The 21891-nt window shown below is 67.7% G+C and carries 26 protein-coding genes and 2 pseudogenes; 9 read left to right on the forward strand and 19 right to left on the reverse strand.

What is annotated here, in order from left to right:
* Positions 1 to 14: 14 nt before the first annotated feature.
* The 8 genes from AC1Q5B_RS09600 to AC1Q5B_RS09635 form a co-directional block, all read right to left on the reverse strand.
* Positions 15 to 599 carry a metal-dependent hydrolase gene (locus AC1Q5B_RS09600; RefSeq protein WP_492631458.1) on the reverse strand — a complete coding sequence of 195 codons (585 nt, stop codon included), beginning with the start codon at positions 597 to 599 and terminating at the stop codon, positions 15 to 17.
* A gap of 122 nt (positions 600 to 721) precedes the next feature.
* Entirely contained in the window at positions 722 to 2317 is a 1596-nt protein-coding gene (locus AC1Q5B_RS09605; RefSeq protein WP_492631459.1) for a trypsin-like serine peptidase, read from the reverse strand.
* Between the two features lie 86 nt (positions 2318 to 2403).
* Complete coding sequence (locus AC1Q5B_RS09610; RefSeq protein WP_492631460.1) at positions 2404 to 4389, reverse strand: M2 family metallopeptidase; 1986 nt, start codon at positions 4387 to 4389, stop codon at positions 2404 to 2406.
* A 219-nt stretch (positions 4390 to 4608) separates the two neighbouring features.
* Entirely contained in the window at positions 4609 to 5103 is a 495-nt protein-coding gene (locus AC1Q5B_RS09615) for a hypothetical protein (RefSeq protein WP_492631461.1), read from the reverse strand.
* A gap of 90 nt (positions 5104 to 5193) precedes the next feature.
* Complete coding sequence (gene minE, locus AC1Q5B_RS09620) at positions 5194 to 5448, reverse strand: cell division topological specificity factor MinE (protein WP_192200660.1); 255 nt, start codon at positions 5446 to 5448, stop codon at positions 5194 to 5196.
* Positions 5449 to 5450: 2 nt separating this feature from the next.
* Positions 5451 to 6260, reverse strand: coding sequence for a septum site-determining protein MinD (gene minD / locus AC1Q5B_RS09625; RefSeq protein WP_492631462.1), 810 nt, complete (start codon positions 6258 to 6260; stop codon positions 5451 to 5453).
* 44 nt (positions 6261 to 6304) lie between these two features.
* The gene (gene minC / locus AC1Q5B_RS09630; protein WP_492631463.1) at positions 6305 to 7051 is read right to left on the reverse strand and encodes a septum site-determining protein MinC; all 747 of its coding nucleotides are present in this window, start codon (positions 7049 to 7051) and stop codon (positions 6305 to 6307) included.
* A gap of 17 nt (positions 7052 to 7068) precedes the next feature.
* The gene (locus tag AC1Q5B_RS09635) at positions 7069 to 7665 is read right to left on the reverse strand and encodes a GNAT family N-acetyltransferase (RefSeq protein WP_492631464.1); all 597 of its coding nucleotides are present in this window, start codon (positions 7663 to 7665) and stop codon (positions 7069 to 7071) included.
* A gap of 179 nt (positions 7666 to 7844) precedes the next feature.
* Between AC1Q5B_RS09635 and AC1Q5B_RS09640 the strand changes: the two genes are divergently transcribed.
* The 5 genes from AC1Q5B_RS09640 (at position 7845) to AC1Q5B_RS09660 (ending at position 12344) form a co-directional block, all read left to right on the forward strand.
* Positions 7845 to 9086: a sensor histidine kinase gene (locus AC1Q5B_RS09640; protein ID WP_492631465.1), complete on the forward strand. Its 1242-nt coding sequence runs from the start codon at positions 7845 to 7847 to the stop codon at positions 9084 to 9086.
* The gene (locus AC1Q5B_RS09645; RefSeq protein WP_162109974.1) at positions 9083 to 9724 is read left to right on the forward strand and encodes a response regulator; all 642 of its coding nucleotides are present in this window, start codon (positions 9083 to 9085) and stop codon (positions 9722 to 9724) included. Before AC1Q5B_RS09640 ends, AC1Q5B_RS09645 begins: the two co-directional genes overlap by 4 nt.
* A gap of 267 nt (positions 9725 to 9991) precedes the next feature.
* Complete coding sequence (locus tag AC1Q5B_RS09650; RefSeq protein ID WP_492631466.1) at positions 9992 to 11152, forward strand: polyketide cyclase; 1161 nt, start codon at positions 9992 to 9994, stop codon at positions 11150 to 11152.
* 144 nt (positions 11153 to 11296) lie between these two features.
* Entirely contained in the window at positions 11297 to 11665 is a 369-nt protein-coding gene (locus AC1Q5B_RS09655) for a DUF423 domain-containing protein (RefSeq protein ID WP_492631467.1), read from the forward strand.
* 4 nt (positions 11666 to 11669) lie between these two features.
* Complete coding sequence (locus AC1Q5B_RS09660; RefSeq protein WP_492632076.1) at positions 11670 to 12344, forward strand: DNA-3-methyladenine glycosylase family protein; 675 nt, start codon at positions 11670 to 11672, stop codon at positions 12342 to 12344.
* Positions 12345 to 12378: 34 nt separating this feature from the next.
* Here AC1Q5B_RS09660 and AC1Q5B_RS09665 read toward each other — a convergent pair whose 3' ends face one another.
* The 7 genes from AC1Q5B_RS09665 to AC1Q5B_RS09695 form a co-directional block, all read right to left on the reverse strand.
* Positions 12379 to 13065, reverse strand: coding sequence for a DUF4328 domain-containing protein (locus AC1Q5B_RS09665; protein WP_492631468.1), 687 nt, complete (start codon positions 13063 to 13065; stop codon positions 12379 to 12381).
* An 82-nt stretch (positions 13066 to 13147) separates the two neighbouring features.
* Positions 13148 to 13963 (reverse strand): M15 family metallopeptidase, encoded by an 816-nt coding sequence (locus AC1Q5B_RS09670; protein ID WP_492631469.1) that lies wholly within the window; start codon positions 13961 to 13963, stop codon positions 13148 to 13150.
* A 9-nt stretch (positions 13964 to 13972) separates the two neighbouring features.
* Positions 13973 to 14518: a PH domain-containing protein gene (locus AC1Q5B_RS09675; RefSeq protein ID WP_492631470.1), complete on the reverse strand. Its 546-nt coding sequence runs from the start codon at positions 14516 to 14518 to the stop codon at positions 13973 to 13975.
* Positions 14519 to 14542: 24 nt separating this feature from the next.
* Positions 14543 to 14722 carry a DUF4177 domain-containing protein gene (locus AC1Q5B_RS09680; RefSeq protein ID WP_492631471.1) on the reverse strand — a complete coding sequence of 60 codons (180 nt, stop codon included), beginning with the start codon at positions 14720 to 14722 and terminating at the stop codon, positions 14543 to 14545.
* Positions 14719 to 14916, reverse strand: coding sequence for a type II toxin-antitoxin system antitoxin (locus AC1Q5B_RS09685; protein WP_492631472.1), 198 nt, complete (start codon positions 14914 to 14916; stop codon positions 14719 to 14721). Before AC1Q5B_RS09685 ends, AC1Q5B_RS09680 begins: the two co-directional genes overlap by 4 nt.
* Positions 14913 to 15188, reverse strand: a complete 276-nt coding sequence (locus tag AC1Q5B_RS09690; RefSeq protein ID WP_492631473.1) for a hypothetical protein — start codon at positions 15186 to 15188, stop codon at positions 14913 to 14915. The genes AC1Q5B_RS09685 and AC1Q5B_RS09690 overlap by 4 nt, the downstream gene beginning before the upstream one ends.
* A 15-nt stretch (positions 15189 to 15203) precedes the next feature.
* Entirely contained in the window at positions 15204 to 15947 is a 744-nt protein-coding gene (locus tag AC1Q5B_RS09695) for an SPFH domain-containing protein (RefSeq protein WP_492632077.1), read from the reverse strand.
* Between the two features lie 391 nt (positions 15948 to 16338).
* On the opposite strand from AC1Q5B_RS09695, the gene purT reads away from it, so the two are divergent.
* Positions 16339 to 17523 carry a formate-dependent phosphoribosylglycinamide formyltransferase gene (gene purT / locus AC1Q5B_RS09700; RefSeq protein WP_492631474.1) on the forward strand — a complete coding sequence of 395 codons (1185 nt, stop codon included), beginning with the start codon at positions 16339 to 16341 and terminating at the stop codon, positions 17521 to 17523.
* Positions 17524 to 17550: 27 nt separating this feature from the next.
* Positions 17551 to 17850: a hypothetical protein gene (locus AC1Q5B_RS09705; protein WP_492631475.1), complete on the forward strand. Its 300-nt coding sequence runs from the start codon at positions 17551 to 17553 to the stop codon at positions 17848 to 17850.
* A gap of 75 nt (positions 17851 to 17925) precedes the next feature.
* Here AC1Q5B_RS09705 and AC1Q5B_RS09710 read toward each other — a convergent pair whose 3' ends face one another.
* The 4 genes from AC1Q5B_RS09710 to AC1Q5B_RS09725 all read right to left on the reverse strand — a co-directional run bounded on the left by AC1Q5B_RS09710 (position 17926) and on the right by AC1Q5B_RS09725 (position 21018).
* Positions 17926 to 19125, reverse strand: coding sequence for an endonuclease/exonuclease/phosphatase family protein (locus tag AC1Q5B_RS09710; protein ID WP_492631476.1), 1200 nt, complete (start codon positions 19123 to 19125; stop codon positions 17926 to 17928).
* Positions 19126 to 19220: 95 nt separating this feature from the next.
* Positions 19221 to 19580 carry a hypothetical protein gene (locus tag AC1Q5B_RS09715; RefSeq protein WP_492631477.1) on the reverse strand — a complete coding sequence of 120 codons (360 nt, stop codon included), beginning with the start codon at positions 19578 to 19580 and terminating at the stop codon, positions 19221 to 19223.
* A 129-nt stretch (positions 19581 to 19709) separates the two neighbouring features.
* Positions 19710 to 20432: an arginyltransferase gene (locus AC1Q5B_RS09720; protein ID WP_492631478.1), complete on the reverse strand. Its 723-nt coding sequence runs from the start codon at positions 20430 to 20432 to the stop codon at positions 19710 to 19712.
* 1 nt (position 20433) lies between these two features.
* Complete coding sequence (locus AC1Q5B_RS09725) at positions 20434 to 21018, reverse strand: hypothetical protein (RefSeq protein WP_492631479.1); 585 nt, start codon at positions 21016 to 21018, stop codon at positions 20434 to 20436.
* A 144-nt stretch (positions 21019 to 21162) separates the two neighbouring features.
* Between AC1Q5B_RS09725 and AC1Q5B_RS09730 the strand changes: the two are divergent.
* Positions 21163 to 21672 (forward strand): annotated as a pseudogene (locus tag AC1Q5B_RS09730) (EF-hand domain-containing protein); the annotation flags it as partial.
* 54 nt (positions 21673 to 21726) lie between these two features.
* Positions 21727 to 21885, forward strand: a pseudogene (locus tag AC1Q5B_RS09735) (EF-hand domain-containing protein); the annotation flags it as partial.
* Between the last annotated feature and the right edge of the window lie 6 nt (positions 21886 to 21891).

The raw sequence follows: 21891 nt of genomic DNA on the forward strand, positions 1-21891 counted from the left end.
GTGTGGGAGCGACGTCAGTCGCGATCATCCGGGACCGGATGTTTCCCATCGCGACTTACGTCGCTCCCACAGACAGCTTTCATCCTGTGGCGTAGCCACGCGACGAATCCCGCCAGCGCCAGCGCCGGTAACCACACCCAGCGCAGTTCCGACAGCAGCACCTCGACCCCGCGCGCGCTGAAGAAGCGGTTCGCGAACGGCGACACATCGATGACGCGCCACGGCGCGAAGTGGCGCGCGTCCGACCACGGCCAGAACAGCGCGACGCCCAGGCCGCCGTCGGTCAGCATGTCCAGCAGCGGATGCGGCGCGGCGGACAGGGTGATGAACAGGAACGCCGCGATGGCGGACGTCCTGAGTCTGCGCGAGCCGCATGCGGCCACGACGCCGCACGCGAGGGCGAAGACCAGCGAATGGCTGGCGCCGCGATGGCCGAGCGCATGGGCGTAGTCGATGCCCAGTTTGAACGCGATGACGTCGGCATCGGGCAGCACGGCGGCGATCATGCCGGCGACGATCAGGCGCGGGGGAACGCGTCCGCGTCCGAGTGCCGCACCGGCAGCCAGGGGAATCAGCGCGTGGGTCAGGATGGTCGGCATGGGCTGGACGAACGGGGCGTTGCGCGCAGACTCGCTTCCATCCGTGTGTTGACGGTGAAGCGGAGGTGCGCACAGGAAAAAGGCCGGCAATGGGCCGGCCTTCTTCTCCTGCGGCGTCCGGCTCAGCGTTCGCGCGTGCCTGTACGCAAGGGCGTCGCCTGTTGCGAACGCTGCCGAGGGGCGGGGGTTGTCGCGTCCGGGGAGACTGCGGGCGGTAGCGTGGAGGGCGATGTCCTCGCGCCCTGGCCCTGCGCGACGGCGCCGGCAGTACGGACCAGCGGCTGCGAGCCATTCTCGCGGACCGGGTCGGCGGCGATCCATTGCTTGATCTGGGGGAACACCAGGTCGAGGCGGGAGTAGTGGTCGCGATTGAGGGCGTTGGAGAGACTGCCGCTGTTGGAGCACAGCGCATCGCCACCGTACAGACCGCCGCGCAGCCGGTAGCTGTTGTCCACATAGCGAGTGAACAGGCCGGAGCCGCTGCTGCCCCCTTCGGTGGTGCCTTCCAGCCAGCCCACGGTGAACTGTTGCGGGTAGCGGTCGGTGAGGTGCTGTCCGCGCGAATACTTTTTCGCATCGCCGGACGGATGATGGATGGCGACGACCTCGGCATTGGGTGCCAGCGTGCTGGCATCCCAGCCCGCGAACGTCGCATTCGCGGGTGGGGGATTCTTCAGGCGCAGCAGCAGCGCGTCGACGTTCGCATCGTAGAACATCACGTCCGCGCCTCCCGGCAGCGCGTTCGTCTTGCTGCCGTTGACGGTGCCGCAGCTGGAATTCTCGTACGCCCAATAGGTGGTGAGGCTGTTTGCGACCTTGCTGCGGTCCTGCGCCGGTATTCCGTCCGCGCCACCGCGGAAGCAATGGTCTGCGGTGTAGAACCACGGAACCTGGGTCGCCGGCGAGGTGTCGTTCAACAGCGTTCCTGTGCAGATGTAGGTGCCATGCAGGGAGCCATCGGTCTTGTAGGCGTTGAACACCATGTGCGCGACCGCATTCTTGGCCTGCACGAACGCAGCCCCCAGGCTGTCGACCTTGCAGGCGACGTCGATGTTGCAGGCGCCGGCGTCGCCCAGCGACTTGAGGATCTTGAAGCCACTGGCGCTGCTCGCCAGCAGGTGGGACACCTCGGGCGCCTGCAGTCGCGCCTGGGAGGCGCCGACATGGGCCGGCCGGTAGATCTCGATGATCTGCGAGGCGCCATCGGTGGCGGGTGTCCAGTACTGGCCCCGGGTGTCGGCGATCCGCTGCGCGTCGCCCGCCGTGACCATGGCGATGACGCGGCCCGGGTCATCGGTGCCGGCGAAACGGAATTCCAGATGCGGATGCAAACCCTTCACTTGCAGGCCGACGCGCAAGCCCATCGCATCCGGCGATCCGACCTGCAGTCTCGCGACCCAGCCGCCCGATGCCAGGGGGATCCACCGCAGCGCCGGCGTCGTGCGCGCGATGCCGTCGCGCGACAGCGTGCGCGCAATGCCGATCTGCGTGGCCTTGATGCGTGGGCTCGCATTCCTCCGTTCCAGGTCCACCAGACGCTCCAGCGGCATCTCCCGGTACCGCTGGTGTGCCGCGCTGAGCGCGGGGAACCGGGCGAGCTTCCAGGTGGGCGCGGCCTGCACGGGCGTGCGGCTGGCCTCGCCGGCGACCTGGTCGACGCCCGCAGTCGCAGCGAGCGGCAAGGTCGTCAACAGGAGGGCCAGAAGGCGGAGCGCCATGGAGTGCTTCATTGTTCGAACGTCCTTGCGACGATGTACGCGGTGAAAAAGAACGGGCCGTCGCCGGCCCGTGCATGATGAAGCGCTTACGACTTCGCTGGCGCGGTCGACGGCGCGGCGTGCGTCGCCGCCGGCGTCTGCCAGCCGCAGGTCTGGCCTTCGTTCTGCTGCTTCAGCCAGTCCTGCAGCGGGGCGAAGTACTCCAGCACCGCGCCGGCATCCATCTTCTCGCCGCCGGTGAGTTCCTTCAGCGTCGACTGCCACGGCTGGCTGGCGCCCTTCTCCAGCATCGCCCAGAACTTCTGGCCCGCCGCCTTGTTGCCGTAGAAGCTGCAGTTGTACAGCGGGCCCTGGTAGCCGGCCGCATCGCACAGGCCCTTATAGAACTGGAACTGCAGCACGTGCGAGAGGAAATAGCGCGTGTACGGCGTGTTGCCGGGCACGTGGTACTTCGCGCCCGGATCGAAGAACTCCTCGCTGCGCGCGGTGGCCGGCGCCACGCCCTGGTACTTGGCCTTCAGTTCCCACCACGCCTTGTTGTAGTCGGCCGGCTTGATGCTGCCGTCGAACACGCCCCAGCGCCAGCGGTCGATCATCAGGCCGAACGGCATGAACGACACCTTGGCCAGCGCCATGCGCATCTGCGCGTTGATCAGCGCTTCGTTGCTCTGCGTGGTGGCATCGACCATGCCGATCGACTTCAGGTAGTCCGGCGTCATCGCCAGCACCATGGTGTCGCCGATGGCTTCATGGAAGCCATCGTGGGCGCCGGTCTGGAACAGCGGCGGCAGCTTGTTGTAGGCCAGGTAGTAATAGACGTGGCCGAGCTCGTGGTAGATCGTGGTGAAGTCTTCCTCGTTCGGCTTGATGCACATCTTGGTGCGCACGTCGCCGCTCATGTTCATGTCCCAGGCGCTGGCGTGGCAGACCACATCGCGGTCCATCGGCTTGATGAACTGCGTCTTGGACCAGTAGCTCTCCGGCAGCTTGGGCATGCCGAGGCTGGTGTAGAACTCCTGCGCGCGCTCGGTCATCTGCTTGGCGACCTGCAGCTGCGCGTCGCGTTCGGCCTTGAACAGCGCGTCCGTGCCGGGGCCCGGACCGGCCTTGGCCAGCGCGGCCCGGTAGTCGGCCTGGTACTGCTTCTCGAGCGCGCCGGTGATGTCGAGGCTGCCGGCTCCCTTGTAGGGTTCCAGCACGTCCCACAGGTTGCCCCAGTCCTGCTGCCACATGTTGCCCATCAGGTGCGCGGGCAGCAGGCCGTTGACCTGGCCCTTCTCGACGCCGTAGGTGGCCTGCAGCTTGGTGCGGGTGTAGCAGTGCAGCTGCTCGTACAGCGGCTTGACCTGGCCCCACAGGCGGTCGGTCTCGGCGGCGATCTCGGCCGGCGTCATGTCGTAGCCGCTGCGCCAGATCTCGCCGGCGTCGGCGAAGCCCATTTCCTTGGAACCCTCGTTCACCAGCTCGACGAAGCGCGTGTAGTCCTTGCGCATGGGCTGGGCGATCGTATGCCAGCCCTGCCACGCGTCGAGTTGCGCGTCGTAATCGCGGCTGCTGCGCAGCACGTCTTCCAGTTCGCCCAGCTGGCGGCATTTCTTCGCATCGCCTTCGCCGGTGCAGTAAGTGCCCGCGCCGTAGGTGCCTTCCATCCGGGTGGCGATCTGGGTCAGCTCGGCGAGCTTGGCCGGATCCTTCGGCGCCGGCATCGCGGTGCCCAGCTTGAGCAGTTGGATGGCGCGCGCGGTCTCCGGCGACATCGGCTGGCCTTCGAACTTCTTCGCCTGCTCGATCCAACTGTTGAGCTGGGTCAGGTAACGCTCGTTGCCCTTGGCGGCCAGCAGTTGGCTGTCGTCGTTGATGTAGGTGCTGGACAGCCACTGCGCGGCGGTCAGCTCCGGATACATCTTCTTGAGTTCGTCGTTGACGCGCGCGATGAACTGGTCGGCGGTTTCGCCCTTCGGTGCGGTGGGCGCTGCGGCCGTATCGGCGGCCGGCTCGTCCTTCTTGCAGGCGGCGAGCGTGGCGATGCCCGCACCGACGGCGAGGGCGAGCAGGAGGTGGCGATGCTTCACGGGACGTCCTTCAGGGTGCGCGGGCGCAGGAACCGGAAGGGTAGTGAGAGCGGGGGAGGGGGTGCAAGTGCGGCGATGCCCGGTGTGGGAGCGACGTCAGTCGCGAAGCGGAATACCAGCTGGTCGCTCGCGGCATGCCTGGGTAAGACGCCAAGCTCGCCGTGGCGGCCATGGCATGCGTTCGCGACTGACGTCGCTCCCACAGGCAGATGCGCGCCCTCAGCGGTACGGCAGTCCCCGTTCCCGCAGGAAGACACGAGCGTCGTCCGCATCCTGCTCGAACCACGCCTGCGTGGAGCCCAGCCGGTAGGTGTATCCCCAGGCATCCATGTCGGCCATCAGGCGCGCGCGCCCTACACCGGGCAGTTCGTCGGCCAGGATGATCTGCAGGCAGCAAGTGGCGTCTTCCTCGATCACCGAATCGGTGGCGTCGGTGTGCACCTGCGCACGCCGTTCCGGCGGCAGCACGATCAGGTGGCAGGCTTCGTGCAGCATCGAGTGCACGGGCGTGTCGCCGCGCACGTAGACGGAGTGCGCGATGACGCCGGCTTCGGGTTCGCCCCAATAGCTGCCGGGAATGGCGGCATCATCGACGACGCGATGCAGCTGCAGGCCATGCGACGCAAGCAGCGCATCGGCGACGCCGGGCCGCAGGTCGCGGACCCGGAGTACGTCGACATCCTCGATGGGGGCAGGTGCGGTGGCAGGCGTCATGGCAGGGGATAGCGGAGCTTGCTCCGCTGTCGTTCGGCAACGGTCCGGTCGTTCGAGCGGAGCAGGCTCCGCCCTACGACACCTCCCGCGTCAGGAATTGCCTTCCGGCAGCGCGACCGAGATATCCAGCACGTCGTGGTCGCCGTCCTTGATCAGGTCGACCTTCACCGCGTCGACATCGACGTTGACGTACTTCTTGATGACTTCCAGCAGTTCGCGGCGCAGCAGCGGCAGGTAGTCGGGGGCGCCACGCGAATTGCGTTCCTGCGCGATGATGATCTGCAGGCGGTTCTTCGCGGTCTCGGCGGTGTTCTTCTTCGCCTTGAGGAAATCGAACAGGCCCATGCTCAACCTCCAAACAGCTTGCTGAAGAAACCCTTCTTCTCCAGGGTGGTGAAGCGCATCGGGCGGTCTTCACCCAGCAGGCGGCCGACGGTGTCGTCGTAGGCCTGGCCGGCCGGCGATTCCAGGTCGAGGATGACCGGTTCGCCCTTGTTGGACGCATTGAGCACGTCGCCCGACTCGGGGATCACGCCCAGGGTCTTCAGGCCCAGCACGTCTTCCACGTCCTTGATGCTCAGCATCTCGCCGCCTTCCACGCGCGCCGGGTTGTAGCGCGTCAGCAGCAGGTTGGCCTTCAGCGGCTCGCCGTTCTCGGCACGGCGGGTCTTGGAATCCAGGAGGCCCAGGATGCGGTCGGAGTCGCGCACCGAGGACACTTCCGGGTTGACCACCACGATGGCCTGGTCGGCGAAATACATGGCGAGGAACGCGCCCTTCTCGATGCCGGCCGGCGAATCGCAGACGACGTAGTCGAAGCCGTCGTCGGAGAGGTCCTTCAGCACCTTCTCGACGCCTTCCTTGGTCAGCGCATCCTTGTCGCGCGTCTGCGAGGCGGCGAGCACGTACAGCGTCTCGAACCGCTTGTCCTTGATCAGGGCCTGCTTCAGCGTGGCCTCGCCCTGGGTGACGTTGACGAAGTCGTACACGACGCGGCGCTCGCAGCCCATGATGAGGTCGAGGTTGCGCAGGCCGACGTCGAAGTCGATGACCGCGACCTTCTTGCCGCGGCGCGCCAGGCCGCACGCGATGCTGGCGCTGGTGGTGGTCTTGCCCACGCCGCCCTTGCCGGACGTGACTACGATGATTTCAGCCAACGGTGTTCTCCTTGGTCGTTCTTATGTTCGGGTGAGGCCGCGCGTCAGTCCTGCGCGGCGATCTTGAGTTGGTCCTGGTCCAGCCAGATCTGCACGGCCTTGCCGCGCAGTTCCTTGGGTACTTCCTCCATCACCTTGTAGTGGCCGGCGACGGCGACCAGTTCGGCATGGAATTCACGGCAGAAGATGCGGGCATCGGCGTTGCCGCGCGCGCCGGCGAGGGCGCGGCCGCGCAAGGCGCCGTAGATGTGGATGGAACCGTCGGAAATCACCTCGGCACCGGCGCCGACGGTGCTCAGCACGGTCAGGTCGCGGTTCTCGGCGTACAGCTGCTGGCCGGAACGCACGGGGGTCTTCTGGACCAGCCCCGGCCTGACGTCGGCGGCTTTCGCGGCGGGTGCCGGAGCGGGCTGGGCCGGCGCAGGTTCGGCGCGTGCCGGCGCCGGCGCGGTCTGTGCGACCGGCTCGTACTGCGCACGGAACTTGGCCAGCAGCGGCAGGCCAAGTTGTTCGGCCAGGGTTTCGGTTTCTCGCGTGCCGTACGCCAGCGCCACCGGGATGACGCCCGCGCCGCGCAGGCCGTCGATCAGGGCGCGCGCGGTGTCGGCATCGGGCAGTCGCGTCAGGCCGCCGAAATCGACGATCACGGCGGCGCGACCGAACAGCTTGGGCGCGCGCTCGACGCGTTCGCGCATTTCGCGGATCAACTGGTCGACGTCGAGGGTGCGGATGCGGAGGTTGGCGATGCCGACCTGGCCGATCTTCAGTTCGCCGGCCTGTTCATAGTCCATGGAGGCTCGCGTCACGCTCATGTACCGGTCGGCCGCTGGGCGCTGGCGTCGGCCAGCAGGCGGGTCCGCGCCCAAGGGAGGTCGGGCAGGGCGTCGCCGTAGGTGTCGCGCACCCACGGATAGCTGCAGAGCTCCTTCATCAGCATGCTGGCGCGCACCTCCGCCTCGGCCATGACGTTCTGGCCCACTTCCTTGAACCCGAAGCTGCCATGGAACAGCAGGGCAGGATCGGCGCCATGGTCGAGGAAGACTTCGCACGCCAGTTGCGGGTAGCGCAGCTCGGCGAAGCTCTGCACGTCGGCATAGAACGCGCGGCCGACGCCGCCGCCGCGGCGGCGGCTGGCCACGACGATGCGGTCGATGTAGAAGAACTGCGGATAGCGCTCGCCGAACCAGGCGAAGTTGCTGCTGTCGTGCGCGGCGCCGGAGCCGAATCCGACGAGGAAACCGGCGAGGTTGCCGTCGCGCTCGGCGACGCGGAAGTATTCGGCCGTTTCGTAGAAGCGGCGGACCTTGCCCGAGTCCAGTGGCAGGATCGCCAGTCCGGCGTTGTTGTTGAGGGCTAGGACGGAATCCAGCTCGTGCTCGCGCACGTCGCGGATGACAATCGACATTACCTGACTCCGAACGGGTCTTGCAGGGCGGCACGCGGCCGAGGCCGGATTATCGCATGGGGCCGCGGCCACCGGCGAGGCGGGGGTGAGCCGGGGATGAACCCGGCCACCTCACGTTCCAACGGCAGCATGACTTTAGTTGGGACATGGCCGAAGGCGATTCCGCCTAAGATGCCCGGATGCTGGGACGACTGAGCCATACCCGCCTGCTGCGTGCCGCAGGCCTCTACACGTGGGCGCTGGTGGGGATTCCCATCATCCTGAATGTGTGGGTGCTGCCGCCGTCCAGCGGAACCGACGGACACGGCGTGAACCTGCCGCTGACCGCCCTGTGCTACTTCAGCTTCGGCGGCGTGTACTGGCTCGCCACGCGGGCGCTGGACGGTCGGCGCGAAGGCTTGCCGCTGGGCTGGAACGTGCCGTTGGCCATGGTGCTGACGGCGACCGCGATCGGCGTGGGCTTCTATACCCAGACCGGCCTGGGCGCGGTACTGCTGCTGATCATGGCCGGCGTGCTGCCGTGGCTGCTGGAGCTGCGCTTCGCCGTGGCGTGGCTGCTCGCCGCGCACGTGCTGCTGGTGCCGTCGTTCATGGCGCGCGACGACTTCAACTTCTGGGAAGCCCTCTTCCAGTCGATGTTCTACGTGGGCTTCTCGGCCTTCGTGCTGATCACCACCTACGTGGCGCGCCAGCAGGCCCAGGCGCGCGAGGAGCAGCGCCGCCTCAACGCCGAGCTGCGCGCCACCCGCGTACTGCTGGCCGAAAGCGCCCGCGTCAACGAGCGCACCCGCATCTCGCGCGAGCTGCACGACCTGCTGGGCCATCACCTGACGGCGCTCAGCCTGAACCTGGAAGTGGCCGGCCACATGACCGAAGGGCGGGCGCAGGAGCACGTTCGGCAGGCGCATACGCTGGCGCGCCTGTTGCTGACGGACGTCCGCGAGGCCGTCAGCCAGCTGCGCGACAGCGGTTCGATCGACCTGGGGGCCGCCCTGATGCCGCTGGCCGAGAAGGTGCCGTCGCTGACGATGCATATGGACATCGAGGAGCCGCTGACCCTCGAGGATCCGCACCGCGCCCACGTATTGCTTCGCTGCACGCAGGAAATCATCACCAATGCGGTGCGCCATGCCGGCGCCCGCCACCTGTGGCTGCATTGCCGGCGGGACGGGACGAAGATCCTGATCGACGCACGCGACGACGGTGCCGGCAGTCCGCACGTCGTGGCGGGCAATGGCCTGACCGGCATGCGCGAGCGCCTGGCCCAGTACGGTGGCGAGCTGCGTATCGAGACGCAGGCGGGGAAGGGTTTCCGCCTGCATATCGCCTTGCCCGTCAGCGAGGCCGTGCCGGCGCTCGTCCCCCTTTCCGTTCCCCAACCCGAACCCACACCCGAGCTCAGCTCCGGAGGAACCCCGTGATCCGTGTCTGTCTGGTCGACGATCAAACCCTGGTGCGCCAGGGCATCCGCTCCCTGCTGGCGCTGGACGATGGCATCGAGGTCGTGGCCGAAGCCGCGGACGGCAAGCAGGCGGTGGACCTGGTCCCCCAGGTCAAGCCCGACGTGGTGCTGATGGACATGCGCATGCCGGTGATGTCCGGCCTGGAAGCCCTGCAGGCGCTGGCCCGCGCAGGACAGCTGCCGCCCACCATCATCCTGACCACCTTCGACGACGACCAGCTGGTCCTGGCGGGATTGAAGGCCGGGGCCAAGGGCTATCTGCTGAAGGATGTGTCGCTGGAGCAACTGGTGGGCGCGATCCGTACGGTCGCCGACGGCGGTTCGCTGGTGCAGCCGGCCGTGACCCAGCGCCTGCTGTCGGGGCTGGAGCACATGCGCAACGAGTTCGTCAGCCTGGATCGCCCCGATCCGCTGACCGACCGCGAGACCGAGATCCTCCGCCTCATGGCCAGCGGCTTCTCCAACAAGGAGATTGCCAACTCGCTGGGGGTGGCCGAGGGCACCATCAAGAATCATGTCTCCAACATCCTGAGCAAACTGGGCGTACGCGACCGCACCCGGGCCGTGCTCAAGGCCTTCGAGCTGCAGCTCGTCTGAGCGAGGGCGCGCGGCGGGTCCCGGCTCCTCGCGCCGGGCGGCCGCGCCGCCCGGAAAACCATCGGACACCCGGTCCCGCTGGGCCGCCGGAACGCCCGCCGTTGCAGCGCAGCAGGGCATCGCGGGCGACCCCGGCATGCGCCCGCGTACGTCCCGAAAGCGGACGGCCAACCGGTGTCAGATGGGCTGCGCGAAGCCCTGCAACCCTGCTAGGATGCGCGGTGCATTTTTTTCACGGCCGAGGCACCGGCCCCCGGAGACTCCTGAATGACCCGTTTGATCGAGTTCGTGATTGCGTTGGCGCTGGTTCTGGCGCTGTTTCTGGTGATCGGCCTGGTCCTGCCGTCCTCGCGTTCGCTGCAGGAGAGCGTCGAGACCAACCGCCGCATGACCATCGTGTTCGACACACTGAACAACGTGCGTCGCCTCAAGGACTGGAACCCCCTGATCCCGAGCGCGGCCAACGAACTGAGCTACTCCGGCGGCGAAGACAACACGGGTGTCGGCGCCAAGGTGGACTTCAACTCCGCCAATGCGGCCTGGGGCCAGGGCAGCTGGGAAATCACCACCAGCGAGCGTCCCGCCTCGACCGGCGGGGCCGGCAAGATCGTCTATTCGATCGTCGACAAGCGCATGGGTACGGACAAGCAGTCCACCTTCGACCTGCAGCCGACCGGCAAGGACAACCGCAACGTCAAGATCACCCAGAGCTACCAGGTCAAGTACGGCTTCAACCTGCTCGGCCGTTACGCCGGCATGTATGTCAGCCGCCACGTCGGCGATGCCGTCAAGGCCGGCCTGGGCAAGCTGACCAACATGCTGGCCACCGTGCCGAACTTCGACTACCGCACCGAAGGCAGTCCGCTGACCGGCCTGAAGATCGTCGACGTGCCGTCCGAGGACCTGCTGGTCGTCACCGCCGGCAACATCGACCGTACCAACGATGCCATCAAGGGCTCCATCAAGCAGAACCAGGAATGGATCAAGCGCGTGATGGACGCCAACGGCCTGGCCGCCGCCGGCCCGCTGCGCATCATCACCACCGACTTTGGCGCCGAGAAGTACGCCTTCGACATCGCCCAGCCGGTCCGCAAGGCCAGCGCCGCCACGAAGTCGGAAGAAGCCGCCGCCGCGGCCGCTCCGGTCACGCCGCCGGCGACGCCGGTCGCGTCGACGGGTGAACTGAAGGTCACCATCCCGTCGGGCGCCCCGGTCGAATACGTGCGTACCGAAGCCCACAAGTCGGCGTTCGCCAGCTACACCGGCTACATGGCCGAACTCGACAACCAGCGCAATGCGCTGCGCGCCTGGGCGGTCACCGCCGGCCACGAAGTCGTCGACCGTCCGTACGAGTCGTGGAAGTCGGGTGTCGATGGCTCGTTCGAGGCCACCGGCAAGTTCGACATCTACTGGGCCGTCAAGCAGTAAAGCTTCCCGGACGCCTGTCCCGGATGATCCGCTTCATGCCAACGCGCCGCTTCATGCGGCGCGTTGCGTTTGTGGAGTGGCGGATCCGCGGCGCCGCGTCCTCCGCTGGCAGGATGCCCGTCCGATTCCTGGGCTGCTGAGCCGATGAACTACGATCGACGCCAACGCAAACCTTCGTGGCTGGCCCTCAGCGGCGGACTGCTCGCTGCGGCGGCTGTGGCCCTGTCCGCCTATGCGTCGCACGGGATCGCGGCGGCACAGGCACAGTCGCACGTGCAGACCGCCGCACTGTTCGCCTTCGGCCACGGGCTGGCGCTCGCGGCGCTGGCGCCCAGCACGACGCGACGCATGGGAAAGGCCGCGCTCGGCCTGTTGCTGCTGGGCACGCTGCTATTCGCCGGCAGCCTGGTGGGGGGGGCGTTGCTCGGGCTGCCGACCCGGCTGGCGCCTGCGGGCGGCATCGCGCTGATGCTCGGCTGGGTGGTGTGGGCCGTCGATGCCATCCGCCGCTGACGCCATGCCACGGCACGCGCGCGGCTTCGACACCGAGCAGGCTTGGGACCATCTGACCCGGCGCGACCGCAAGCTGGGGACGTGGATGAAGCGGATCGGCTACATCGCGTCGCAGCCGACCTGGAAGAAGACCTTCGATCCGGTCGATGCGCTGGCACGCGCGATCCTGTACCAGCAGTTGAGCGGCAAGGCCGCAGCCACCATCGTCGGCCGCGTCGAAGCGGCCATCGCCAGCACGCGCCTGCACTTCGACACGCTGGGTCGCATCGACGACGCGGCGCTGCGCGCCTGCGGCGTCTCCGGCAACAAGACGCTGGCGCTGCGGGACCTGGCGGCGCGCGAACAGCGGGGCGAGATTCCCACGCTGCGGCAGATGTCGACGATGCACGAAGACGAGATCGTCGCGGCGCTGGTGCCGGTGCGCGGCATCGGCCGCTGGACCGTGGAAATGATGCTGATGTTCCGCCTTGGCCGCCCGGACGTGCTGCCGACCGACGATCTGGGCGTGCGAAAGGGGGCCCAACTCGTCGACAGGCTCGACGTCATGCCCACGCCGAAGGAGCTGGCGTCGCGTGGCGAGAGGTGGGGACCCTATCGCACGTATGCGGCGCAGTACCTGTGGCGCATCGCCGATGCCGGCAGTGAGGCGAAGGCGCCGACGAAGCGCTCGCAGGACTGACAGGTTGGCCGACGGCGACCGAAACGTCGGCGCGTCAGCCGCCCTGGGCCTGCAGTCGTTCCGCCTGCTGCTGCCATTGCAGGCGATGGACCCGCGTGATGATCCGGGCGAGCACGAGGCACAAGGGGATGTTGATCGCATCGCACGTGATCGATGCCAGTGCGCTGTCCATCTCGGCGTCGATCGTCTGCGCTCTCCACGTCGCGCGGCTCGCGAAGTTGCTCACGATGTTGAAGGCGAGCCATAGGAGCCACCAGAGCGGCAGCCAGACGCTGGTCGGTGCCGCATCGGGATTGTCGGGACGTGCGCTGGCGCGCCAGATCTCCTTCATCGCCTGGTAGGGCTTCCACAGATTGGCGAAGGGGATGAAGTACCAGCCCACCGACCACCCAGGGGTGAAGTCGAGCCTGCGTGCGCCGGCCAGGGAGCGGACATTCCACGCGGCGCGGTAGATCCACATGCCGACGAACACGAACGAAAGAATCATCGAGAGGAATTGCAGCAGGCCGGCGCCGAGCAGCAGGAGCGCCGATTCCGCGTAGACATCGTCCAGGGTCCAGCCGCGGGCATCGGCATCACCGAGCAACTGGTACTGGTGGGCCATGACGCCGATCATCAGCAGCGAGGCCAACATGCCCGCCATCAGGCAAATGCGGCTTGCCCAGGTGAGCCAGGTCGGATCCTTGAAATGCCACTGCGTTGCCGCCGGCGCGACGGCCACTTCCGCCGCCGGCGTCTGGTACGGGTTGTCCATGTTTTCCCCTGTAATCCGCGACACTCGGCTCGCTGTCGGCCGCTGCGGATCAGGAGCGATGGTACCAATGCCACGGCTCGTACACGATGCCGTGCGGATTGTCGCGGGGATAGCTCATCGCGAAGCCGAAGTCGCCGGCATGGCGGGTCAGCCAGCCGAAGGCCGGTGTGGTCTCGAACGATTCCTCGGCAGGTGGTTCGCCAGGCGTGCCGATGTCGAGCGCCCGGCCACCGTGGTGTTCGCTGTAGCCGGGGGCCGCGTTGACGGTGAGGATCTGGTCCACGGTCTGCCCGCGCGCCAGTTTCCGCGCGAAGATGCCGAGCTGGTAGTCGTGGCTGCGATAGCCGGAGATCGCCTCGAGGACGATGCCCTCCCGGTGCGCGGCGCGCTGCATGACCCGCCAGGCGCGTGCGGCGGCGGCGGTCAGCCACAGCGGCCTGCGATAGCGGTCGCGTCCGGCGAACACCAGGGCGACAGGCTCCGCCACCAGCGCAAGCCCACTGTGTTCGCCATAGGTCTCGTCCAGGCCCAATTCGCGCAACCGTTCCTGCAGCGCGTGCAATGGCAGCGTGCCCTGTGCATCCGTATCGAAGCCGCGCGTGGCGCCTTCAAGCCGGTCCAGCGCATCCCAGGCGTCGTCGAGTCCCGGTTCGCGAGCCAAGCCGGCCACCAGCGGATGGACGGCGTGCGCCGACACCGCGGCCAGGTAACGGCCATCCTGCTTGCGACGCAGCACGGTATGCGCGCCGGCCAGCGCACGCGCATCGGCGTTGCCGCGCGCGCGCAGCAGGTCCGCGGGCCACAGCTCGATCTGCGCGGTATTGAGCAGCGGCGTTTTCAGCGGTCGGGTAGGCAGGCGTCGCATGCCCGCAGCTTAGCGATGCGGCGCGGGCGTCGCCAGTTCGCGCAGTCGCGCGAGCAGGTCCGCCGGCCGCGCGGGGCTCAACAGCACCATGCCGCCCCCACGCAACGGCAGGGTGAGGACGCGCGTGCGGTCAGTGACCAGGCAAAACGCCTTGGTCAGATTGCGCAGTCGGAAGTGGCCCGCCTTGAACCCCGGCAGGCCGAAGCCGTTGGTCTTCAGCATCGGCGCCAGGTCGGTGTGTTCTTCCAGGCTCAGCACGCGCGCCTTGTCCAGGTCGATCGTCTCGACCGGCAGCTGTTTCGTGTAGAACGTGGCACGCACCCGCAGCGTGCGGTTGTCGAGCACGATCCTGCGACGATGCAGCGCCAGGGTCAGCACCACACCTACCAGCACCACGAACGGCAAGGCAAGCCACAACGCGGTGGGCGGAGGTGTGCGCGACTCCATCGTCATCGCCGCGACAATGGCAATCACCGCCATCCCCGTCGGCAACCACAGCCACCAGACAGCGAGCGAAGACAGCGGAGCGACGGGAAACTCCTGCGGATGCTGCATGGTTCGGCTCCTTCTGTCGGGACGTCAGTTGGGCTTCTTGAAGAACAGCCGCACCGACACTTCGTGTTCGATAAAGAGCGTGCTGACCAGTTCCCATCCCTGCGCACTCATCTTGTCCAACTCCTGCTGGATGCGGTCGGTGAGCTTGCCGGCGAACATCCTGTAGGGGACTTCGACGACCTTGTGGCTCCAGCGGGGATTCATGGCGATTCCTTTTCGTCGGTGTCGGGGGCGCCGCCCTTCGGCAACCGCCCGGCCTTGCGCAGCGCGTCGCGCAGCACGTATTCGATCTGGGCATTGAGCGAGCGCAGTTCGTCGTCCGCCCACCGCTGCGCCGCCGCCAGTACCTCGGCGTTGATGCGCAGCGGATAGGCCTTCTTGTCCGGCTTCTCGCTCACGGCTGCTTCCTGTTGCGGCGCAGCTGCAGCACCATGGACACGATCAGCGCATTCACCAGCACCACCATGGCGATCACGACGCCCTGCGCCAGCCGGTCGTCATCGCCTGCCCAGTAGACGCCGACGGCGCCGGCCTGGATCGCCAGGCCCACCAGCACCCAGTGCAGCGCAAGGCCGCGCGAACGGGCGCCGGCCTCGCGACTCATCCATGCACCGATCAGCAGCGCGGGCAGGCCGGAGACGGCGAGGACCAGCGGGACGAGGGCGTGCATGCCGGCGTGCACGCGTCAGTAGATGGAGCCGGTATTGACGATGGGCTGGGTGCCGCGTTCGCCGCACAGCACGACCAGCAGATTGCTGACCATCTGCGCCTTGCGCTCCTCGTCCAGCTTCACCACGTCGTTCTTCTGCAGTTCGGCCAGCGCCATTTCCACCATGCCAACCGCACCGGCCACGATACGCGTGCGCGCCGCGATCACCGCATTGGCCTGCTGGCGCTGCAGCATCGCCTGGGCGATTTCCGGCGCGTAGGCGAGGTGGCTGATGCGCGCTTCGATCACGTCCACGCCGGCCTTGCCCAGCCGCTCGGCGATCTGTTCCTGAAGATGCTGCGAGATCTCCTGCGGATGGCTGCGCAGGGCGATCTGGCCCTCTTCGTGCTGGTCGTACGGGTAGCTGGACGCCATCGCGCGCAGCGCGGCCTCGGACTGGATGTGCACGAAGCTCTCGTAGTCGTCGACGTTGAACACGGCTTCGGCCGAATCGACGACCTGCCACACGATCACCGCGGCGATCTCGATCGGGCTGCCGTCCAGCTCGTTGACCTTCAGTCGGCTACTCTCGAAGTTGCGGATGCGCAGCGAGACCTTGCGCTTGCTGAGGAAGGGGTTGTTCCAGCGCAGGCCGTTGTCCTTCACCGTGCCGACGTATTTGCCGAACAGGCTGAGCACGGCGGACTGGTTGGGTTCCAGCTTGTACAGCCCCGCCATCAGGAACATCAGCACGAAGCCGAGCAGGGCGGCCAGCCCCATGTAGCCGGGCTGCTTGTCTGCGGCGCCCGCGATGAAGACGGCGATGACGCCCAGGCCCAGCACCAGCAGGCCGAGCAGGGTCGGGATTCCGGGCAGTGACGACGTGGCATTCTCTTTCATGGTCTTGGTCTCAGGGCGGGATCACAGCAGCGACAGGCCGGCACCCGCGACGAGCAGGGCAACGGAGAGGAGGAGCACGGCGGGGACGACCCGGTGCGCATGGGAGGGTCAGCGGCGCTGGATCTGATGGATCACATGGAGCATGGTCGGTCCCCCTGAGCATCGTCGATGAATTAAAAGATATCAATTTGATATCAGATGTCAACGATTGCGTGCCGCCGTCCGTCGGCCTGCCCGTTAAACTGACGCCCCCTCTGCCGGACCCGTACGCATGACCACCCTTGGAACTCCGCTGTCTCCCCATGCCACCCGCGTCCTGTTGCTGGGGTCGGGCGAACTGGGCAAGGAAGTGGCCATCGAACTGCAGCGCCTGGGGGTGGAAGTCATCGCCGCCGATCGCTATGCGGACGCGCCAGCCATGCAGGTGGCGCACCGTTCGCACGTGCTGGACATGCTGGACCCGGCCGCGATCCGTGCGCTGATCGCGCAGGAGCAGCCCCACCTGGTGGTGCCGGAGATCGAGGCGATCCACACCGAGACCCTCGTCGCGCTGGAAGCCGAAGGCGCCGCGCGCGTCATTCCCACCGCACGCGCCGCAAGGCTGACGATGGATCGCGAAGGCATCCGTCGCCTGGCCGCCGAAACGCTGGGCCTGCCGACGTCGCCGTACCGGTTCGTCGACACGCGCGAGGAGTACCGTGCGGCGGTGGACGCGATCGGTCTGCCGTGCGTGGTGAAGCCGGTGATGTCGTCGTCCGGCAAGGGCCAGAGCACGCTGCGCAGCGTGGCCGACATCGACGCCGCGTGGGACTACGCGCAGACCGGGGGCCGCGCCGGTGCGGGCCGCTGCATCGTCGAAGGCTTCATCGACTTCGAGTACGAGATCACCCTGCTGACCGTGCGCCATGCCGGCGGCACCGCGTTCTGCGATCCCATCGGCCACTGGCAGAAGGACGGCGACTACCGTGAAAGCTGGCAGCCGCAGCCGATGTCGCCGCGCGCGCTGGAACGCGCGCAGGAGATCGCGCGCGCGGTCACCGACGACCTGGGCGGCTGGGGCCTGTTCGGCGTGGAGCTGTTCGTCAAAGGCGACGAGGTGTGGTTCAGCGAAGTCTCGCCGCGCCCGCACGACACCGGGCTGGTCACGCTGGTCTCGCAGGAACTGTCGGAGTTCGCTCTGCATGCGCGCGCCATCCTCGGCCTGCCGATCCCGGTGATCCGCCAGAACGGCCCGTCCGCGTCGTGCGCAATGCTGGCGCACGGTCATGGCGTGCCGGTGTTCGGTAACGTCGAGGGCGCGCTGGCGGCGCCCGATACCGGCCTGCGCCTGTTCGGCAAGCCGCGCGTGGAAGGCCATCGTCGCGTCGGCGTGACGCTCGCACACGGCGGGGATACCGATGCCGCACGCGCGGTGGCGCGCGATGCGGCCGCCGCCATCACCATCGATCTGGCCTGAGGCGCTCGCCATGAACGGAGCGAAACCATGAACGGAAACACCGGCTATGCCGTGTTCTTCTTCCCGCAGGCCCTGGAAGCGCTGGGCGAAGCGATCAAACCCTACCTGACCGACCAGCCCGACGGCCCGCACCTGTTCTGCAAGGAGATCGACACCGGCGGTGCCTTCACCGAGATGACCCTGGTCGGCAAGGATGCCGAGGGCCACGACGTGCAAGTGGAACTGATGGTCCCGGGCAGCATGATCCGCATGATCGTGTCGGCACAGAACGAATCGCTGTTCGGCTTCGGGCCGCGTGTCGCCAACCCCGCCGTGGGAGCGACGTAAGTCGCGACGGCCGGTCCCGGACAAAGCAGGCGAGTCTCGCGACGGACGTCGCCCCCTGCATGCAGGAAGGCTGCGTTAGAAGGAAATATCCACCCACACCAGATGATGGTCGCTGCCGTCGGCGATGGCGGCGTCCGGGTGCGCCTTCTTCGGCCAGAACACGCCGCTGCCGACCGGGGTGAAGCCGGTGGACGGCAGGACGTAGTCCAGTCGCAGCGCGCCGTTGCGGCGGCCGAAGTCGCCGGTGACATGCGCAGGCGCACCGCGGCGCTGCAGTCCCTTGGCAGCGTAAGCGAGCACGGTCTCTTCGCCGCCTTCGCTGCGCGGGGTGGCCATGCGCATCACGCGCGGATGCTCCAGCAGCTCGATGATCGCTTCGTGCTCCCCGTCGCCATCGGCCGGGTCGTTGTTGAGGTCGCCGGCGATGACGAAGCGCGCATCGGCTGGCAGTCCGCCACACCGTCCATGATCGTCGCAGAGCCAGGACGCATCGCCTGGCGTCAGGTATTCGCGCCATAGGCGGATCTCGTCCGCATTGCGCAAGCCGTTGCGGTTTTCCGGACCGTCGAACACCGGTGGCGTCGGATGCGAGACGAGGAAGTGCACCACGCCGCCCGGCGTGCGCACCGGCACGTCCCAGTGCGACTTGGACGACAGTCGCAGCTGCGTCCAGATCGCGTCGGGATAGAACGCTTCACGCGTGTCCGGATCGACCGGATTGGTGGCGCCGGGCAACGTGCTCCAGCGTAGCAAGCGGAAGGTCCGTACCTGCGCCTCGTCGATCGGGAAGCGCGACAGCACCAGCATGCCGTACTGGCCAGGGTGCAGGCCGTAGCCCCAGGCATCGTTGCCGAGATCACGGCCGCTCGTGCCGACCGAGCCATTGCGATCCAGGTCCAGGCCGCTGGGGACGCCGGTGTTCACCGGCGCGAGATAGCGGTACGGGTATCGCAGCGGTTCGCCGCCGCCGGGCTGGGCCACGTCGAGATAGCGTTGCTGGAACAGGTCGGCGGCGCGATGCGCGTCGTCGTAGTCGAATTCGTTGAGCAGTACCAGGTCCGGTCGCACCTTCTGCAGCACCGCGGCGATCTTGCGCGCATGCGCGTCGTCGCCTTCGAGTTGCCGGATCACGCCACCCACGTCGTCGGAGAACAGCGAGGTGTTGTAGGTCGCCACGCGGAGCGGCAGGGTCTGCCGGCCGGCGGGCTCATCCATCTTCGCGGGCGAGCTGCAAGCGGCGAGGGTCATCGTGAGCAGGAGGGCGAGGGTGCGCATGCGCGGATTCTGTCATGTCACCGTGACAGCCGTAAAAAAAGCGCCCCGGAAAACCGGGGCGCCGCAGGCCGACGACGCGTCGGCCCGGCGTACCGTCAGAACGAGCAGTCCATCCCCGCATAGGCGGTCCTGGCCTGGTCCATCGCGGTCTTGCACTGCGCGGCGAGCGCCGTCTTGTCGGTGACGGCGGCCCAGTTCGCCTTCGACTGCTCGATGCCCCGCTTCATCAGGTCGCGCTGGGCTTCCGGCACCTTGTCGCTGACGCAGGCGTAGACCTTTTCCAGGTACTGGTCGCACTCGGCGACGCCGGCGCCTGCCTCCACGGTATCCGTCGTGGCAGCGCCCGGTGCTTCGATTGCCGGCGCATCTGCGACAGGGGCCGCGTCGTCGCCGGGCGTGCAGGCGACCAGCGCCAGGGTGGTCATTGCCACGAGGGCGAGGATGTCGAACTTCAAGCGAGCTCCCGGCGATCGAGTGGATGTTCCAGTGCCGACCGGGGTACGCCGGCGGCACATTGTGTGCATCCGATCACGGAGTTGCTATTCACATTTACGCCCACTACGCGGGCAGCGGCGCGTTTCGATTCACGGATTCGCGCACACCCAGCCGCGGCCATCGAAGCATTCGAGCGGTGCGAAGCGGCGCTTGTAGTCCATCTTGCGGTGGCCATCGATCCAGTAGCCGAGGTACAGGTGTGCATACCCGTCGCGGCGTGCCCATTCGATCTGGCGCAGGATCGCCAGCGTGCCGAGGCTGCGCGCTTCCAGCGCGGGATCGTAGAAGGTGTAGACGGCAGAGAGCGCGCCGGGAATGACGTCCGTCACCGCCACCGCCAGCAGCTGCCCGTCCTCGCGCAGTTCCACGAAGCGTCCGCGCGACCAGCTGCCGACGAGGAACTGGTCGAATTCGGTGGCGCCGTGATCGTCCATGCCGCCGAGCGGGTGGCGCGCCGCGAGATAACGCTGATAGAGCGCCAGGTGCTCGTCGTCGCGCAGGGCGGCGACGATCCTTGTCTCCACGCGGGCGTTGCGCGATGCGCAGCGGCGCTGGCTGCGATCCGGCCGGAAGTCGGCTACCGGAATGCGCACGGCGACGCACGCGCGGCACTGCCTGCAATGGGGGCGGTAGACGATATCGCCCGAGCGGCGAAAGCCCCAGCCCAAGGCATCGGGATACAGCTGCGGCAGGCGCGGATCGCGCGGATCCAGCACCAGGTCGCGCGCAACGCGGTCGGGCCAGTAGCCGCAGGGATGCTCGCCGGTGTGGAACAGGCGCAGGTCATCGAGCGATTGCGTGTTCTCGCCCATGTCACCCCGTCCAGCGCGTGGCCAGCGGCCAGAACGCGAGTCCCGCCAGCGCACCGGCTACGGCACCGGCGACCAGGTCGCGATGCGTATGGCGCTGCAGCGCGAGACGCGACCAGGCGACCGCGGCGGCGAACAGCAACGCCGCGAGCGCCCACGCCGTGCCGAGTTCGCGCAGCAGGCACGCTGCGAAGACGACGAACGCCAGGTGCAGCGACAGCTTGCACCAGCGTGCCGTCAGCATCGCAGCCAGGATCATGGCGGCGGACAGCGCGAGCCCCAGTGCGAACGGCGGTTGCCCGCCGCGCCAGCCGACCAGGAGTGCGCCGCCGCCGAGGGCGACCAGGAGGAAGCGGTTCAATGTGCTGCGTTCGTGCGTCGCGCTGGCATCCACGTGCGCCCAGCGGCCGCGGCGTACCTGCCACCACGAATAACCCATCACCAGCGCGGCGAATGCGCCGAAGCCGGCCGCCGACCGCATCGCCGTGCGCGCGTCGCCTTGCGCCAGCACGAGGGCCAGCACGGCCATCGGCAGCACCAGCATCGGGTGGCCGACGATCGACACGGCGCGGGCGAGTGGAAGCGACATGCGGGCAGCATACTGCGACGCCCCGGTCTCGGACATCGCGACCGTCCGCCGCCTGAACGCGGCCGTCCGTGCGTCAACCGGTCGTGGGCAGGGGCGTTTTCTCTGCCAGTGGCGCATCTGGCGCCGCGTCTTCAGGAGAACACGATGAACCGCAAGACCCTGCTTTTCGTGGCCGTGCTGGCCGCCCTCGGCGCCGGATCCGCGTTCGCCGCCACGCATGCCGGCGACGCGCAGAAGCCGGCGCGTGCCAGCCTCGACAAGAACAACGACGGCGCGATCGACAAGGCCGAGGCCGCCGCGCATCCGCGCCTGGCGGAGCGTTTCGCCGCACTCGACAAGAATGGCGACGGCAGGCTGATGGCCGACGAGCGTCCAGAGCGCAAGGGCATGCGTGGTCACGGCCGCCATGGCGGTCCGCGCCACGGCGACGGTTTCAAGAAGCTCGATACCGATGGCGATGGCCGCATCAGCAAGGCGGAAGCCGCCGCCGATCCGCGCTTCGCTGCCCGTTTCGATGCGATGGACGTCAACAAGGATGGCGTGATCGACCGCGCCGACCGCGAACTGCGCAGCAAGCAGCGTCGCGACGCGTGGTTCGCGAAGGCCGACACGGACAAGGACGGCAAGCTGACGCGTGCCGAGATCGACCAGGCCGATGTCGCGCGCCGCGCCGAGTTCCAGCAGCGCATGCAGGCGCGCACGGACGAGCGTTTCGCCACGCTGGATGCGAACAAGGACGGTCGCCTGTCGCGCGACGAGGTGAAGGACAAGGGCCGTTTCGCCGAGCGCTTCGATGCGCTCGATACCAACAAGGACGGGTTCCTGTCGAAGGAAGAACTGGCGGCGGGTCGTCCGACTCGACGCTGAGCGGTG

This window comes from Pseudoxanthomonas sp. GW835-FHT14C01, from assembly GCF_058793715.1.

Coding starts and splice junctions, on each gene's coding strand:
- AC1Q5B_RS09600 (WP_492631458.1), bottom strand. CDS start 599: ATGCCGACCATCCTGACCCACGCGCTGATTCCCCTGGCTGCCGGTGCG.
- AC1Q5B_RS09605 (WP_492631459.1), bottom strand. CDS start 2,317: ATGGCGCTCCGCCTTCTGGCCCTCCTGTTGACGACCTTGCCGCTCGCT.
- AC1Q5B_RS09615 (WP_492631461.1), bottom strand. CDS start 5,103: ATGACGCCTGCCACCGCACCTGCCCCCATCGAGGATGTCGACGTACTC.
- minE (WP_192200660.1), bottom strand. CDS start 5,448: ATGGGCCTGTTCGATTTCCTCAAGGCGAAGAAGAACACCGCCGAGACC.
- minC (WP_492631463.1), bottom strand. CDS start 7,051: ATGGACTATGAACAGGCCGGCGAACTGAAGATCGGCCAGGTCGGCATC.
- AC1Q5B_RS09635 (WP_492631464.1), bottom strand. CDS start 7,665: ATGTCGATTGTCATCCGCGACGTGCGCGAGCACGAGCTGGATTCCGTC.
- AC1Q5B_RS09640 (WP_492631465.1), top strand. CDS start 7,845: ATGCTGGGACGACTGAGCCATACCCGCCTGCTGCGTGCCGCAGGCCTC.
- AC1Q5B_RS09650 (WP_492631466.1), top strand. CDS start 9,992: ATGACCCGTTTGATCGAGTTCGTGATTGCGTTGGCGCTGGTTCTGGCG.
- AC1Q5B_RS09655 (WP_492631467.1), top strand. CDS start 11,297: ATGAACTACGATCGACGCCAACGCAAACCTTCGTGGCTGGCCCTCAGC.
- AC1Q5B_RS09660 (WP_492632076.1), top strand. CDS start 11,670: ATGCCACGGCACGCGCGCGGCTTCGACACCGAGCAGGCTTGGGACCAT.
- AC1Q5B_RS09670 (WP_492631469.1), bottom strand. CDS start 13,963: ATGCGACGCCTGCCTACCCGACCGCTGAAAACGCCGCTGCTCAATACC.
- AC1Q5B_RS09675 (WP_492631470.1), bottom strand. CDS start 14,518: ATGCAGCATCCGCAGGAGTTTCCCGTCGCTCCGCTGTCTTCGCTCGCT.
- AC1Q5B_RS09680 (WP_492631471.1), bottom strand. CDS start 14,722: ATGAATCCCCGCTGGAGCCACAAGGTCGTCGAAGTCCCCTACAGGATG.
- AC1Q5B_RS09690 (WP_492631473.1), bottom strand. CDS start 15,188: ATGCACGCCCTCGTCCCGCTGGTCCTCGCCGTCTCCGGCCTGCCCGCG.
- AC1Q5B_RS09695 (WP_492632077.1), bottom strand. CDS start 15,947: ATGGGGCTGGCCGCCCTGCTCGGCTTCGTGCTGATGTTCCTGATGGCG.
- purT (WP_492631474.1), top strand. CDS start 16,339: ATGACCACCCTTGGAACTCCGCTGTCTCCCCATGCCACCCGCGTCCTG.
- AC1Q5B_RS09705 (WP_492631475.1), top strand. CDS start 17,551: ATGAACGGAAACACCGGCTATGCCGTGTTCTTCTTCCCGCAGGCCCTG.
- AC1Q5B_RS09710 (WP_492631476.1), bottom strand. CDS start 19,125: ATGCGCACCCTCGCCCTCCTGCTCACGATGACCCTCGCCGCTTGCAGC.
- AC1Q5B_RS09720 (WP_492631478.1), bottom strand. CDS start 20,432: ATGGGCGAGAACACGCAATCGCTCGATGACCTGCGCCTGTTCCACACC.
- AC1Q5B_RS09725 (WP_492631479.1), bottom strand. CDS start 21,018: ATGTCGCTTCCACTCGCCCGCGCCGTGTCGATCGTCGGCCACCCGATG.